This is a genomic window from Pseudoclavibacter sp. JAI123 (assembly GCF_013409665.1).
Classification (GTDB): Bacteria; Actinomycetota; Actinomycetes; order Actinomycetales; family Microbacteriaceae; genus Pseudoclavibacter.
In genome coordinates this window covers 1,086,259-1,101,527 of the sequence record NZ_JACCCM010000001.1, presented here as the reverse complement: position 1 = coordinate 1,101,527, position 15,269 = coordinate 1,086,259, and the positions used below count along the sequence as shown (strand labels likewise).

The 15,269-nt window shown below is 65.8% G+C and carries 14 protein-coding genes; 4 read left to right on the top strand and 10 right to left on the bottom strand.

Annotated elements, in window-relative coordinates; translation table 11 throughout:
• Positions 1-70: 70 nt before the first annotated feature.
• From HDC34_RS18160 to HDC34_RS05225, 4 genes are all read right to left on the bottom strand, one after another.
• A complete protein-coding gene (locus HDC34_RS18160) occupies positions 71-1,099 on the bottom strand; it encodes a glycosyltransferase (protein ID WP_308807272.1) in 1,029 nt (342 codons plus the stop codon).
• A complete protein-coding gene (locus tag HDC34_RS05235; RefSeq protein ID WP_179556135.1) occupies positions 1,092-1,643 on the bottom strand; it encodes a hypothetical protein in 552 nt (183 codons plus the stop codon). The genes HDC34_RS18160 and HDC34_RS05235 overlap by 8 nt, the downstream gene beginning before the upstream one ends.
• The gene (locus tag HDC34_RS18155) at positions 1,643-3,283 is read right to left on the bottom strand and encodes a polysaccharide biosynthesis tyrosine autokinase (RefSeq protein ID WP_179556134.1); all 1,641 of its coding nucleotides are present in this window, start codon (positions 3,281-3,283) and stop codon (positions 1,643-1,645) included. The genes HDC34_RS05235 and HDC34_RS18155 overlap by 1 nt, the downstream gene beginning before the upstream one ends.
• An 89-nt stretch (positions 3,284-3,372) precedes the next feature.
• Positions 3,373-4,500, bottom strand: coding sequence for a glycosyltransferase (locus HDC34_RS05225; protein WP_308807271.1), 1,128 nt, complete (start codon positions 4,498-4,500; stop codon positions 3,373-3,375).
• Between the two features lie 241 nt (positions 4,501-4,741).
• On the opposite strand from HDC34_RS05225, the gene HDC34_RS05220 reads away from it, so the two are divergent.
• Positions 4,742-5,977 (top strand): O-antigen ligase, encoded by a 1,236-nt coding sequence (locus HDC34_RS05220; RefSeq protein ID WP_179556132.1) that lies wholly within the window; start codon positions 4,742-4,744, stop codon positions 5,975-5,977.
• A gap of 88 nt (positions 5,978-6,065) precedes the next feature.
• Here the strand turns inward: HDC34_RS05220 and lepB are convergent, their stop codons facing one another.
• Together lepB and HDC34_RS05210 are read right to left on the bottom strand one after the other, a co-directional pair.
• Positions 6,066-6,800, bottom strand: a complete 735-nt coding sequence (gene lepB, locus HDC34_RS05215; protein WP_179556131.1) for a signal peptidase I — start codon at positions 6,798-6,800, stop codon at positions 6,066-6,068.
• A complete protein-coding gene (locus HDC34_RS05210) occupies positions 6,797-7,945 on the bottom strand; it encodes a hypothetical protein (protein ID WP_179556130.1) in 1,149 nt (382 codons plus the stop codon). Before HDC34_RS05210 ends, lepB begins: the two co-directional genes overlap by 4 nt.
• A gap of 146 nt (positions 7,946-8,091) precedes the next feature.
• On the opposite strand from HDC34_RS05210, the gene HDC34_RS05205 reads away from it, so the two are divergent.
• Entirely contained in the window at positions 8,092-9,081 is a 990-nt protein-coding gene (locus HDC34_RS05205) for a nucleotidyltransferase family protein (protein ID WP_179556129.1), read from the top strand.
• 39 nt (positions 9,082-9,120) lie between these two features.
• On the opposite strand, the gene HDC34_RS05200 is transcribed toward HDC34_RS05205, so the two are convergent.
• Positions 9,121-9,465, bottom strand: a complete 345-nt coding sequence (locus HDC34_RS05200) for a PqqD family protein (RefSeq protein ID WP_179556128.1) — start codon at positions 9,463-9,465, stop codon at positions 9,121-9,123.
• Between the two features lie 116 nt (positions 9,466-9,581).
• Entirely contained in the window at positions 9,582-11,195 is a 1,614-nt protein-coding gene (locus tag HDC34_RS05195) for a sugar transferase (RefSeq protein ID WP_308807270.1), read from the bottom strand.
• 326 nt (positions 11,196-11,521) lie between these two features.
• On the opposite strand from HDC34_RS05195, the gene HDC34_RS05190 reads away from it, so the two are divergent.
• Together HDC34_RS05190 and HDC34_RS05185 are read left to right on the top strand one after the other, a co-directional pair.
• Entirely contained in the window at positions 11,522-12,631 is a 1,110-nt protein-coding gene (locus HDC34_RS05190) for an LCP family protein (protein ID WP_179556127.1), read from the top strand.
• A gap of 117 nt (positions 12,632-12,748) precedes the next feature.
• Positions 12,749-13,234, top strand: coding sequence for a hypothetical protein (locus tag HDC34_RS05185; protein WP_179556126.1), 486 nt, complete (start codon positions 12,749-12,751; stop codon positions 13,232-13,234).
• Positions 13,235-13,503: 269 nt separating this feature from the next.
• Here HDC34_RS05185 and HDC34_RS05180 read toward each other — a convergent pair whose 3' ends face one another.
• Together HDC34_RS05180 and HDC34_RS05175 are read right to left on the bottom strand one after the other, a co-directional pair.
• The gene (locus tag HDC34_RS05180) at positions 13,504-14,271 is read right to left on the bottom strand and encodes a hypothetical protein (RefSeq protein ID WP_179556125.1); all 768 of its coding nucleotides are present in this window, start codon (positions 14,269-14,271) and stop codon (positions 13,504-13,506) included.
• A gap of 206 nt (positions 14,272-14,477) precedes the next feature.
• Positions 14,478-15,269: a hypothetical protein gene (locus HDC34_RS05175; protein WP_179556124.1), complete on the bottom strand. Its 792-nt coding sequence runs from the start codon at positions 15,267-15,269 to the stop codon at positions 14,478-14,480.

Sequence of the window (15,269 nt, the reverse complement as noted above, 5' to 3'; positions counted from 1 at the left end):
GATTTCAGTCGTCGCAGTGCGTGGCGCGACTCCTGCCAGCGCCGCCAGGCACCCAGATCCTCCGGATGGTTCAACCCCACAGCTGTTCGATCTCCGCTACCCGGTGGACGAAGGTGTGCTTCGCCAGAGTCTTGCGGCGACCAGCATCACGAATCGACTGCGACCAGACGCTGTCGAGCTCGGCTCGTCGCATGATGTCGACGACGTCGTCAGCACCCGAGTAGACGAGCGTTTCCGTGCCGACGTCGTAGTAGCGCTCGACTTCCGGCTTGTCGATGAGCGAGAGCCCCCCGACTCCGGGGGCCTCGAAGGTGCGCATGCTGAAGTCGTGGCCATCTCCGTGCATGTTGAGCGTCGCGCTCGAGCCGGCCATGATCCCGTAGTACTCAGCCCTCGGCACGTCTCCTCCACTCCGGAAACCGGCTCCTCGGAAGCGCCGAGTGCGCGCGATATCCCAGAGGGAGCGCGACCATTCTCGTCCGAACGCCACCACATCGATACCCTCTGCCGATACCGCTCGGAGGAGTTCCTCGCGGCGCGGATACCGCGCGCCGATGAAGCTGAGTCCCTTGACCGGCTTCGGAGTGAACTCCAGCAGCGAGTCGTGGGCGTCGGGGACGTGCGCCGCCTGAACACCGGCGAGACGCAACGCTTCGACGTCGCTCTCGCTATAGCTCACGACGGGCCCCAGCTCGCGAAGTCGCTCTGGCGTGTAGGCCATGCGTTCCAGCTCGTCGTACAGCCAGAGGACGCGGGCGGCACCGGACCGCTCAGCTGCCGACCACCAGGTATCGGTCAACTGGTCGCCCTTGATGACGAGGATGACGTCCGGCTGGACCCGGTCCAGGGCACGGACAGCACGGACGCTCGCCGCCTCACGGAGCCCGGGCCATTGGAGCGCCACGGGAAGCTCGTGCACGAGCTTGTTCTGCACCTTGCCGGGCAAGCCGCTCGGCGCGTCATAGCAGTGCGGGTAGACCTCGTGTCCCCGGAACTTCAATGCATCGGAGATGGCCTTCCAGTACCCGTGGAAGGCTGGGCTGATGAGGAGCACGCGCTGCTGCCGCGACGCTGGTGTCGGGTACTCCGCCTCAATCACGGATGGCCTGAGGGGAACTGCGGGCGACGCGAGGGAGCGCGTCAATTCCGGGGAGAATTCTGCTCAGCAGGAGGTCGATCTCCTGGATCGCCTGGCGCGCGACATCCGGTCCGCGTCCGTACGGGTCCGCGAAGTCCTCGTCCTTTCCTGATGTCTTCACATTCGAGAGGTAGGCGAGCGGGGCAGCGCGTCGCGGAATGCCGTCGAGTATTGCAGCCGCGCCACGGACCGTGAAGGTCTTGCGAACCGACTTCGGGGACTCGCGCAGCATCCACATGCGGTGCGCAGACTCGAACGCGAGCACGAGGTCTGCCGAATCGAGCATCGAGTTGGTCACCTGCTGAGCTTCATGCGGCTGAGGGACCAGTCCGCGTTCCCGCAACGCACCAGCTATAACCTCGTCGATGTCTTCTCCGACCAGCGCGCGCACGCCTGCGCTCTCCACGGTCCACGCACTCGCGTCTCCGAGCTGGGATTGCGCGAGAACCTCCGCAGCTGCTGATCGTGCGATGTTCGCGTGGCAGACGAAGAGCAGTTTGGGCACTACGCGCCTCTGCGCGAGCGACGAGTCGGGGCCATCTGGTCGTCAACGGGATCCGACGTGTTCACGGTCGTCGCAGGCGCAGGCGCCTGCTGAACTGCTGGTTGCGCTTGTGCTTGTGCTGATCGCCCGGCGCCCGGCGCAACCGGGTTGGCACGCGGAGCAAGGCTGATCGCCCCCGGGCCGTCCTTCGCCGGCTGCGGCTGAGCCTGCGGCTGCGGCTGCGGCTGCGGCTCGAGCATGTCGACGTGCCCCTTCGAGGACTTGAAGACGGGCATGCCCTTCTTGTTCGCCGTGACGTAGTAGCTGCGGTTGCGGCGATACTCGTATCCATCCGCCGTGTCTCGCGGGGGAACCATGTTGAGCACGGTGCCGAGCAGGCGACCGTGCACCTGGGAGAGCATGTCCCGAGCCGCTCCCACGTCCTCGCGTCGCGTCCGTCCAGCGGTCGCGACGAGCACGACCCCGTCGACACGCGTCGAGAGGATGGCCGCATCGGTCACGGGCAGGAGAGGCGGGGCGTCGATGATGACGATGTAGTCCTGCGACAGCAGGCGGATGATGGAGCGCATGGCCTCTGAGCCGAGCATCTCCGAAGGATTCGGGGGGATGCGGCCGGAGGGAAGCGCGTAGAGTCCCGGCGTCTTGGTCGCTGTGAGCGCGTCCTCGAGCGAGACCTGCCCGCTCAGCACCTCGCTCAGGCCGATGCTGCCGTCGATGCCCAGGACCGATGCGACCGTCGGACGACGAAGGTCGGCGTCGATGAGGATCGTCGGCGTGTTCGACTGAGCCAGAACCTGCGCCAGCGATGTCGCGATCGTCGACTTTCCTTCACCGGCGTTGGAGCTGGTGATCACCATGGAACGAATTTCCTCGTCAACGCTGGCGAAGCGAAGGTTCGTGCGGAGGCGACGGAACGACTCGGCGGCGATAGCGTCCGCGTCATTCGAAGCTCGGTTCTTGCCCATGAGCTGAGGCGACTTGGGAATGCGTCCGAGGGAGCCGACACCTGCGGCGCTCGCGAGGTCCTTCGAGTTGCGGACCTTGACGTCGAGCGCCTTTCTCAGGAAGACGAAGACATAAGCCAGGATGAGGCCGATGCCCGCGCCGATGAGCAGGTTGTTCCGCAGATTCGGGCTCTCCGGTGACGTCGGAGCGACAGCGTCCTGGAGCGGAAGGACGGTGACGCTCGAGACGCCGCCACCCGCCTGCGACTCGAGTTCGATGATCACATCTGCCAGGGCCTGGAGAGCGCCGTTGGCGAGCGCAACCGCGGCGGCGGGAGAATCTGCGCTGGCCTGCACTTCGATGAGATTGCTGTTGGGCGCGACGGAGGCGGTCAAGCGCCCAGTCAGCGTCTGCCCCTCAGCGAGACCCGAGTCCGGGTTCTGGGCGATCTTCTCGTAGACGGGGCGGCTCGTGATGAGCGGAAGGTAGGACTGGGCCTTGGCAACCGCGGCTTCGGAACCTCCGATGAACCCGCCCTCCGATGGGCCGGCCGTGACGAAGCCCGAAGAATTCGCGGTGAACACATGCGGCTGGACTTGCGTGTAGCCGAACGCTGCAAGAAGTCCGATCGCGACACCGATCAGCAGCGTCCTCCAACTGCGGCCCGTAAGCCTCAGGAAATCAAGTACCGTCACGGGTCGACCCTCTCTTTGACACACAAATGGGCGCTCGTAAAGGGTTTCCCTCGTGCGCGACCGAACTCAAGAGTAACAACATCGGTGAACTAGACAAGCGCGTCCCGGGACCCGCCCTGGGCACCAAGGGCGTCGTCGACGAGACCCCTGAGACGCTGAGCGAACGACTCCTCGGAGAAAAGCCGCGCGTGAGCCTTGATCTTCTGGACGTCCCAGACATCGAACCGCGACGCCGCGATGGCAGCCGCGATTTCGTCCGGCTCGGGGCGCGGGAAGAACCGACCTGTGGTTCCCTCATCGACGGTGTCCAGATAGCCACCCGAATGCAGTGCGATGCTGGGCTTACCCCAAGCCGCCGCTTCGACCACCGTGAGACCGAAGTCCTCGTGGGAAGGTGCCAGGAGTGCCCTGCTCCGTGCGTACAGCCACCGGAGCGTGGCGTCCGAGATACCGGACACCATGCGGGCGTTCGACGGAAGGGAAGCTCTGAGCGCCTCGCGATCGGGGCCGTCGCCGACGATGATCAGCCTCTCCAAAGGCAACCCAGCAACAGCCTTGATCGCTTTATCGACGTTCTTATATGGGAGCAGGCGTGAGACCAACAGCAGGTGGCCTCCCAATCCGACGAACTCCTCGAGTTCCGGGAGTGGAAGACGAGGGCCGCTCACATCGACGCTGTGGGGAGGAAAGATCAGCTGCGATTCACGCCCGTAGATCTCTCGAATCCGATCACGCACCACCGTGGAGTTGCTGACGTAGGTGTCGACAGTCTTCGCAGCGCGCTGGTCCCAGCGACGAAGGTACGGCGTCAGCATCTTCACGCCGAGAGATGCCGGGGAGAAACGGCCGGCATCACCGAGATACTGATCTTGAAGGTAGAGATAGCGAGCCGGACTGTGGCAGTACGCGATCTTCGTTCCCGTCGTCTCGAAGCCGTGTGCCCAGCCGGTCGTAGAGGCGATGACGACGTCCGCATCGATCCGAACCCTCGAGCTTGCCGGCGCCAGCAATGGCAGGGCTTTCCTGTGGTCGTGGCGCAGGGCACCGAGGCGATTCAGGGGCGAGCTGATGATGTCGATCTCTTCGAACTCAGGAAATGTCGTCGCGGGTTCATACAGCGTCGTATAGACAGACGCTTCCGGGAATGCTCGATGGAGTGCGAGCACCACCCGCTCCGCACCGCCCCGCTGGGTGATGTAGTCGTGAGCGATCGCCACACGCGGGCGGGGTCCGTCAGGACCCCCCACCTGCGCACTTCGGCTCTTCGTCATTCGTACACCGTCGTCACCGTGGCGACGACACACCTCTCAGTCGGGATGTAGCAGTTGAGCAAAGCATACGGACTCGTGACACACGAGAAACTGCAGCTGAGCGACGTCACACGAATGCCCCTCGAACAGCCGAGCGTGCGCCTCACGCGGTTGGTCGGCGACTGGGAAACAACGTACCATCGTCGGCGTGACCGAAAAGGTGAATGACGCTTACCCGCAGAAGTCTGCGACGCGAGCGTTGCGAGAATCCGCTCTCGCACTCGGCGAGACGCGAATCATCGACGCCATCATCATGGCCATCTTCATCGTCCGCCTGCCTGCGCCGGGTCTCGGCTTGCCGATCAACGATCTCGCGGGCCTCGCTCTGATCGGAATCGCGGCTTTCCGCCGACCCACGCGCTCGCTTGCGGGCGCCTACTGGTACCCCGCTATCTGCGCAGTGATCCTCGCGTACCTCGCGCTCAACGCTCTGGCCGCAGGTGTCGAGCAGAGCGACATCGACCGCGGTGGACGCATCTTCATCATGATGGTGATGGGCGCCTTCATCGCGACGGGGCGAATCGACATCGCCTCCGCACTCAAGGGGTTCGCACTCGCGCTCCTCGTGAACGTGCCTCTCTTCTACGCGGGCGTCGCGCCTGACAACTACGGTGGCCTCCTCACCGGGTACCTCGGTGACAAGAACGTCGCAGGATTGACCTACGCCGTGGTCACCGTCCTCATTCTGCTTCTCGCCAACCGGGCCTGGGTTCGCGGCACCATCGTGCTGGTGGGCGGGGCCTGCGTTGTCCTCACGGACTCGCGCACGTCGATGGCAGCCCTCGCCGGAGCACTCATCTGGCTCGTCGTGGCGAAGTACCTCGGTCCCTTCTGGCGCATCTGCCTGGCTGCCCTCATCTACGCGGGCTTCATCTTCGCTGAAACCAATCTCTCAACGGCTGGCGACTACGCGACCACGCGCGAAGGTTCGGACGCTCTGCGTGAGCGCATCGATGCCGCGTCGCTGGAGAAGACGATCGCCGCGCCTTGGAACGGTTACGGGCTCGGCGAGGCGGTGACGCAGATCGCAGGCGACAACTGGCTGTACCACAACGCCTACTGGGGCCTCATCACCGAGGGCGGCTACTTCCTCCTTATCGCCTTCCTCTCGCTGATCGGGCTCGCCGGCTTCCAATTCCTTGCCAAGGGGCCAACCTCTCGTGATGCCCGCATCATCGAAGCGGCATCGATCGTCGTTCTGCTCTGCGCCTTCCGCCTCGGGGAAGTCTTCATCACGCAGACCGCGTTCATCATCATCGGCATCGGCATCGCGATTGCCGCTCAACGCAATCAGGCCTGGGCGAAGGACCGCGAGGCCGAACGAGTAGCGGAAGCGCTTCGGCTCGGCTCGCTCATGCCGGTCGCGAAACATACATCCTTCTGACGGATCCAGTCGCCCCCTACGTGCGCGCAGGTGCGACTTCGGCCATGTCAGCGACCGATCGCTGAGCGAGACCGATCGTCGAACGAAGTCAGACCCCGCCGAACCTCGGTATCGGCCACACGATCGAGAAGACCTCGCCGACGACGTCGTCGTCGCGCACGGTGCGCAGGCAGGATGCGTCCACTCCCCCGCCGCGGCAGGCGGCGAGTGAGTCGGATGAGTTGGTGCGGTTGTCGCCGAGCACGACGATTTGCCCCTCTGGCACCGTGAACTCGTCGAAGCAGCGCAGCGACGCTGGCGATGTGGAGCAGTCGAGGGTGCCTGGCACGAACTCGAAGTCGAGGTCGACGTAGGAGCTCTCGTCGAGCGCGACTCCGTCGACGACGATGCCACCGGTCGCGGGGTCGACCGCCATGGTCTGCCCGCCGGTCGCGATGACGCGCTTCACGAGGATGTGCGAGAAGCCCTGGCCGATGCCGAACACCTCGCCGACGACTCGCGCGGCGAACCGCAGCGGGTCGCTTGGCGGCTCGGGCGGCGCCTCATCCCACGTGTCCGACGCCGCGAACACGACGATGTCGCCCGTGACGGGCTCGGCATCGCCGAGGTACGCGAGGCGGTTGACGAGGATGCGGTCACCCACGGCGAGCGTGTCATCCATCGACGCCGACGGGATCGCGTAGACCTTCACGAAGAACGCCTGCACAAGCGCCAGCACGACGAACGCGGCAACCAGGTGGAAGAGCGGATGCGACGTGAGTCTTCGAAGCGGCGAACGACGCGGCCGCGGCGCAGCGGTGGTCGCGACCCCCGGGTCGGTCACTTGCTAGCCGTGTTGCCGACGACGGCGGCCTGGACGCGCTCCACCAGGTTCGCGTCGATGAGTCCGTCGAGGGCGACCTGCACCAGCTCGCGTGCGTCCGCCACCTCGCCGTACTGCTCGATGAGCTCCGCCGTAAGCTGCGTGAGCGTCGTCCACTCTCCGAGCAGCTCCCAGAGGCCAGGCGCGATACCCGCCAGCTGGCGCACGATACGAGCCTCGAGTGTGACCGCCTCGTTCGCGAACAGCAGCCAGTGCACGCCGGGTGCCCGACGGTACGAGTCCTCGCCGACCGTGGCCGACGGCGTCGTCGCGTCCGGCTCACTATGGCCAGCCGTCCACGGCTGCACGTCACCGTGCGCGCTCAGGATCGCCGGGACCAGCGCGGCGACCTGCGACGCATCCGAGTACGTGACTCGGCGCACTCCGTTGGTCGCATCGATGAGCTCCGCAAGCTGCACAAGCGGGTCCGGGAGCGCAGGAAGGTAGCTGAGCTCCGGCACCATCCAGCCGATAGCGCTGCCCGTCGCCACCGGCGAGATGAGCGGGCCGTCTTCGAGCTCGTGCTCGTCGACGCGGTGCATCAGCACGATCGCGGCGATCTTGAGCGGTGCATCCGGCAGCGGCCGCAAGCCGAGCTTCGCGGGCGACAGCTGCTCCTTCGGCCGGCTCGGGTCGACGATGACCGAGAGCGGCTTGCGGTACGGCAGCACGTTGCCGTCGAAGTCGATGGCGAGCGTCTCGTCGGTGACGTAGCCGTACTCGCGTCCGAGCGTCTTCGCGAGCGTCGTCTTGCCCCGCCCAGAGGGCCCCACGAAGGCGATGACCCGTCCGTCGTCGAGCGCGATGCCCGCCGCGTGGATCATGACGAGGCGCCCGCCGTTGTGCTCGATCGCATCCAATGTCACGGTCGTCGAGATCTGCGATGCCAAGTCGGCGTCAGAACCGCCGACCACATCGCTCACCTCGGGCTCGTCGAGCTGCGTGAGCGCAAGACGATGCGTCTCGTCCGGCTCGCCCTCCCCGGGCTGGCCGGTCACGTCGGCCCACGACTCACGCAGATCAGCCTCGAACTCCGCCGAGATGCTGTCATCGAGGCTCAGTTCGACGTCTACGCCAAGGGGATGCAGGCGCAGTGTTCTCGTCATGCTCGCAACTGTACCAAGCAGACCGGCCCCAGAACGGGCCAGGGGAGCGCTCCCCTGCCCCCGATCAAGTGCACATCCGCTCGCAGACCTCGATATGCTCACCCTTGCGAGTCCTCCAGACCCGCAGCTCACAGGTAAGGACTTCAGTGGCACCAGCTGAAGCGTCTTCGGACGCAGCGACCATCGCCTTCTCGGTGAGCGATGGAGTTGCGCTGTCGACGGCCCTCGCACAGCATGTTGCCCGCGACCAGGGCATCAGGATGCTCGTCATCAAGGGACCGATCTCCGCCGACCTCGGCCTGCGCACTCGCAGGTACTCCACCGACGTCGACATCATCGTCGAACCCACGCGGGCGAAGGACTTCATCGAGGCGCTCGCCGTCTACGGCTGGACGCCGCGCCCATGGCCCGACTTCCCGAAGCTCCTCGAGCAGCACTCGCGCACCCTCATCCACGAGTCCTGGCCCAACGACATCGACGTGCACCACTACTGGCCCGGGTTCCTCGGCAACCCGCAGAGCGCCTTCGACCGGCTGTGGCTGCACCGCATCCAGGTCAACGTCGCCGGACACCCCATCGACACCCCCGACATCGCCGGCAGCGCCCTTGTACTCGCGCTCCACTCCCTGCGCGAGGAGGGCCAGGTCTCAGACGACTCTCGACAGATGACGGAGTACACGGAACTCGTCGAGGCCCTCAAGCGAATGCAGGGCACCGACTCCGAGTACATCGCCGGGGCGCGCACAACAGCCTCGCTCTCCGAGCAGATCCTCCAGGACGCGGTCGGCACCGACTCCACGCAGACCGCGCGCCGCTTCCTCATCGATCTGGGGCACGACGTGCCGCTCGTGCCGAACTCAGCGGCGAGCGAGCCCCTGCGACTCTGGCGTCTCAACGCGAAGGCCGAGCACGCGATGACGGGGTGGATGCTCAAGCTGCAGCGCGCGCCGCTGCTCGAGAAGCCTGGCATCGCCGCGCGCGCCTTCTTCCCCGCACGCGCAGACCTCGAGGCGATCGACCCCGACCTCCGCAACGGTGCCATCAGCCTCCGGCAAGCCTGGTGGAGGCGTGTGAGCCGAGGGCTCCACGGCATCGTGCAGGCTCGCCGCGACCTGCGAGCCTTCGACGAGCGCTGAGACGAGCGCTGAGACGAGCGCTGACGTTCCGCCGCAGGCTCAGTCAGCGGCCGTCTGGGCGTTCCGCTGCTGCAGCAGGCGCGCATCGAGCAGCTGCGCCACGAATGTCAGCACCTGCTCCCCGATGACCTGCTCGTCCAACTCGTAGTCGTCGGCGAGCTCACGCACGATGAGGCGCAGCGAACGCTGTCCGTCGAGCTCGTCCCAGATGACCGCCGCGGTGCCGCTCAGCACGAGCGGCTTGCAGTCGGTATCCGTCAGCGACAGGACGGTGACATCACCGCTCTCGTCGTCCCTGACCAGCGCAAGCGACTCGACCGGGGCGACGACGGCGTCGAAGAGCTCGCCGCTCACTCCAAGCCGCTCGCCTGTCCCCTGGTCCATCCCGCCAGCCTACTGTTCATCGGGGATGCTCGGAACGCGTCACGGCCATACACGAGCAAAGCGGCGGCGGTCCACGTCGTGGACCACCGCCGCTCCAGGCAGCTTCGGGAGAACCCCTAGTAGGCGCCCTCGCTCGCGACGACCGCGCGGGCCGTGCGGAAGAGGATGACGAAGTCGCCGGCCATCGACCAGTTCTCGACGTAGTAGAGGTCGAGGCGCACGGTCTCTTCCCACGTGAGGTTGGAGCGGCCGCTGACCTGCCACAGACCCGTGATGCCCGGCTTCACCATGAAGCGACGGTGCACGTGGTCCTCGTACTGCTTGACCTCACGGTCCAGCGGCGGGCGGGGACCGACAAGCGACATGGAACCGCCGAAGACGTTGAACAGCTGCGGGAGCTCGTCGATCGAGTACCGGCGGATGAACTTGCCGACCTTCGTGATGCGCGGGTCGTCCTTCATCTTGAAAAGGATGTCGTTGCCCGCGTCGCGGCGCTCGCTCTGCAGCTTCTTGAGCACCTCTTCGGCGTCGGCGCGCATGCTGCGGAACTTCCACATCGTGAAGCGCTGGCCGCTGTAGCCGACACGCTCCTGCTTGAAGAAGACGCCACCGGGCGACGTGACGGCAACCGCGATCGCCGTCCCGATGAGCAGCGGGGAGAGGACGAGGATAAGGAGACCAGACACGAGGACGTCGAAGGCACGCTTGAGCAGGAGGCCCATGCGCGTGAACTTCGGGGAGTCGACGTGCAGCAGCGGGAGGCCCGCGACCGGGCGCGTGACGATGCGGGGGCCGCCCACATCCAGCAGGCCCGGGGCGACGATGAGGAAGTGGCGGTCCGGGTGCAGGTCCCAGCCCACCTCGCGCAGCCACTGCGTCGAGGTGACATCGTTGCCGGCGATGACCACGGTGTCGGCGCCGATGGCGTCGAGTGACCCCGCGAGGTCTTCCGGGTTTCCACCGACCGGCACGTCGGTGCCTGGCAGGAAGTCGGGAGCGTTCGGGTCGAGCTCACCGCTCTTGCCGTCGATGAGGCAGGCGCCGACGACGTTGTAGCCGGCAGCCTCACGACGCGACAGGTCGCGGTTGAGGTCGAGCACCGAGTATCGCGAGCCGACGAGCAGCACGCGAGCCTGCAGGTTGCCGCCCTTGCGCTGACGGACAAGCCACTGGCGGCCGATCCAGCGCGAGAGCACGAGCGCGACCGTGCCGACCGGGAACGCGATGAGCACGTATCCGCGGGCGAGCTCGAACGCGGTGAGGTACGCGAAGATCGACACGATTCCCGCGAGCATGAGCGACGCGTTGAAGACGCCCCGGTACTCCTCGAAGCCGGAGCCGAGGATGCGGTAGTCGCGGGTGTCGAAGAGGGACAGCATCCAGGCCCAGCCAGCGACGATGACGGCGGACACGAGCCAGTAGGAGACATCGCTGTCGATGACGGCGTTGCCGCCGGCGGGAACGGCCGCGTTGCCGCCGCCGAGCCAGACGAGCTGAGCGCCCAGCATGACCACGGCGAGGACAGCGAGGTCGGTGATGACCAGCAGACGGGCGTAGCCCTTACGCCAGTTGGCGCGGCGCTTGAGCGTGCGCTGCACGCGGGCGTTCGGCTCCGCGGCAGTCTGCGCGAAGTGCGGCTCAACCGAGGGCAGTGAAGCGCTGTCGCGAGTGTCGTCGGTCGTCACGACCGGGATCTGCGCGGTAGCGGGCCCTGAGGAGGGAGGCGTCACGTGTGCTCCAATAAGAGATGAGTACTTCTTGGTGCGCACACCGCTTGGGGGCAACGGCTATGCGCTTCGGGTCTCCGCCGCCACTGGCCGCGCTCTGTTCGGGCCTGTGGCTCGTCATAGAGATCCTGGGTGCCAGCTGAGACTATCCCAACGTTCACGCATAACGAAAGGGTTACCCCGGTCTTTTTTGCGCATCGTGGGCGTGTTTTCCTGGCCGAAACATGTTCGGTGTGCATTCACGTCGCAGATGAATCGAAATGCGACGCTCACTGAGGCCCGCTGGCCTGAATCGTGCTCGAAACGTTGCCCGTGTCATACTCGCCTGCATGGAGCAGACCCCAGGCCAGGCTTCGTCGCGCCCCCGAAGCGACGACGACGCCCTCTCAGATCTCTTCGAGCACGACGCAGCCGGCAGCTCGGACGGCACCCGCAGGGGTGCACGCGAGGACGGCAAGAAGAAGCGGCGCGGCCCGAAGATCCTGCTGTGGACGCTCGTCGGAATCCTCGTCGCAGCCGTCGCGGGCGCAGGGATCGTCTGGTGGAACGTGCAATCGAGGATCGACGCCATCGAGACGTTCGAGGGCGACCCGGGCGAGTACGAAGGCCGACCGGAGCAGGTCGTGACCGACGCCGGCGAACCGGTCAACATCCTCCTTCTCGGCAGCGACTCGCGGGCACCCGGCAGCCCGTCGATCATGACCGACCTCGGCAGCCGCAGCGACACGATGATGCTCGTGCACATCCCCGCTGACCGCAGCGACGTCCAGATCATGTCGATCATGCGCGACAGCTGGCTCGCGATCCCCGGCCACGGTGAGGCCAAGATCAACGCCGCGCTCTCGTTCGGCGGCGTTCCGCTCGTCGTCCAGACCGTCGAGGGGCTGCTCGGGCAGCGCATCAACCACGTCGCCGTCGTCGACTTCGACGGCTTTGCCGGCATCACCGACGCACTCGGCGGCGTCACAATCAATAACGACGTCGCGTTCAACTCCTCGCACATGAAGGGCAAGACGTTCGAAGCTGGTCCCATCACCCTGACGGGCGAGGAAGCGCTGGCCTTCGTACGAGAGCGTTACGCCTTCACCGACGGCGACTACCAGCGCGTGCGCAACCAGCAGGCATGGCTGAAGGCGGTGCTCGACAAGATGCTCAGCGCTGAGACGCTCACAGATCCGGGCAAGATCAACAACATCATCACGCAGTTCACGCCCTACGTCGGCGTCAGCGACTCCCTTGATCTCACCACCATGGCGAACCTGGGCTTCTCGATGCGCGACATCCGCGGCAGCAACGTCCGGAGCTTCACCCTGCCGACGAACGGCACCGGCATGGTCGGTGACCAGTCCGTCGTCTTCCTGGACACGGTGAGCATCGCCGACCTCAAGCAGCACCTCGCGGCCGACACGGTCAGCGAGTACCAGCCGACGGGACGCTAGCAACCGGCCCGCCGCCCCAGACGCGAAATCGCCCCGCGCATCCACTCGGATGCTCGGGGCGATCTGCATGCGCCGTGTGCGCCTCCATCGACGAGGTTCTAGTTCGCGCTGCAGAGGATGAGCGTCGAGGACACGAAGGCGGCCGACTTCGCGCCGGTGCCGATGTATCCGCTCGGGAGGGACACGACCGCGTTCAACCTGAAGGCGACGCTGATGGACAGCGTGGTTCGCAAGGCGAGTGTCTCGCCTGCGGCAAGCGGTGCAGTGAGGACTGCTTGCCGCGCGGTGCCACTGAGCGTGGTGATCGAAGCCGTCCCGCCTGACGCGCTGAACGTTCCGATGTTCGCGACCCCGCTTCCGATGATCGTGATGGTCGTGTCAACCGGCAGGGGAACAGCCGAGGACGCGGTCAGGGTGAAACCAGGGTTGATAAGACCGAGAGTTCCGCACGTTCCGCGGTTCACATACGCGCCCACGTCGATGTCGGCTGTCGTCGATGCGGACGCGAGCGGCGCCGCAACGGCAGCCGCTATCGCAGGCACCGCCCACGCGGTGTTCCGAATCAACGAACGGCGATCGGTCGACTTCTCGAGTGGTCCCTGACGGGAGGCGGAAGAGTTGTGCACAGCAGGCCTTTGCTCAGCGGAGGAGTTGGAGCAGGACAGGTGGTGCATACGTCAGGGGGAACTCGACGTACAGGTGCATTAACTGTAGATGCCCGGGTACCCGGCGACAAGATGCGAGATGCGAGATGCCGAAGGCAACATCAGAGACGAGTGCGGACGGCCCCTGCGACTCGTTCGGCGGCCCGTTCTGTTCACACCCAGCTGACTGCCGTGTGACTCTGCGCGTGGCGTGCGTGCCCGAGTGACTCAGCCGCAGTTGACGCGTCCGAACGAGCTGAAGCTCATGTTCTGAATATAGAGACCCTGCTGGTTAGTCGCAGTCGCGTTGCTGGAGTAGAAGTGCACCACCAGCGACGTCCCGAACGGGATGGTCGCGTACGTGAGTTCCTTGTACAGCATCTGTCCTGAGGTGGAGTTGGCAGGCGCGATCCATGGGGACTGCTGAGTACCGAGCCCCGACACCGTGGTGGTGCCCGTGACGCTCGTGGGCGGCAGGTTCACCCAAGCACCGTCGACGAAGACGTTGTTGTTGGTCGAGCTGGTCGAAAACTCCGCCAGACGGAACCGCAGGTTGCGGACGGTGCGGTCGAAGGAAATTGTCACCTTCTGCCCGTACAGGGAGCTGGAGTTTGTCCCCGTCTTGCTGTGGAAGAGATCGAGGCCGTTGTCGGTGGGCTGCAGGTTGCCTGCGAGCGGGGCGTAGGTCACGCGCTGCGCGGTGGTGCCGGTCGTGAGGTTCGCGAACGAGCTGACGAAGTCCACGCGAACTGGGGTGTCCCCGGTGACGGCGCCCTGCAGGGTGACAGTCGCCACGCCGCTGGTCGTGTTCGCGTTGCGATTGTAGTTGCGTCCCGTGGTCGTGAAGGCCACAGTTCCATTGCGCGAAATCGTGCACGGCGAAGCGGATGCCATGGGTGCGGCGACCGCGGCGGCGATGACCGGCGCGCTCCAGGCCGCGGCCGTGAGCACGGAGCGGCGGGTGGATCGGATGGGGGCGGTGGGGTTCTCGATCAAGAGAGTCGCATTCGTGAGGGGTCGCTCACCAGGTGGGGCGACAAGACGGGGGGTACCTACCAACCTATTGGAAGGTTGGTAGCTCGTCCATTTTCTCCTCCGAACACCCAGACACCCCAGGCATCGCCCGGATCTTTTCACCCGTCTCCGCAACGCGAAAGCCCGCGCATCCATGAGATGCGCGGGCTTTGAGCGACATGGGGTGCTTAGAAGCAGCTCGCCGTGAACGTCATGTTGCTCAGGAAGATCGCCTGCCCCTGTCCAGTACCTGCGGTCGAGTAGTAGCGAAGCGTGATGGAGGAAACCGGACCTGCGAACGTCACACCTGTGACGGAGTTCGCTGCCGTTGTCTGGCCCTGGCTCGCGTTCTCTGCGGTTGTCACCCAGGGGGAAGTTGCGGTTCCGAGACCGGACACCTGCGATCCAGTCGCTCCAACCGTGAAGGTACCGCCCGTGAGCACTGCCGCATCGCTGTAGGTCGCGGACGACCTGGTGAAGCCCAGAATGTCGAACTGCAGGTTGCGCACTGGACGGCCGAAGTTGATCGTCACGGTCTGACCGATGTTGGCACCCGTCGCTCCCGCCGGCGACGTCTGCTGGATCGTGAAGCGGCCCTGCGTGCCCGCACCTCCACCCGCGACCGTGGGGGTGCTGATGCTGAAGTTCGACGCGGCCCTCGTGTATCCGGCGCTTATAGCGGAGCTCGTGAAGGTGACGTTGAGCGGAGTCACCTGTGCCGGAGCACCGACGAGCGTCACCGGGGCGCTGCCGGCGGTCGTGCTGTTCCCGGCACCGCGCGTGTAGTTGACCGGCTGAGCTCCCGCACCGGTCGTGGCCTGGAAGCGCACGGAGCCGGGGTACTGCAGCGTGCACGGCGATGCGGAGGCGCCGGGGGCGACCGCGGCAACGGCCACAACGGGGACCGTCCAAGCCGCACCCTGCAGGATGCGGCGACGGTCGATGGAGCCGGAGCGCTCAGAAGTAGGGGATTGGGACAT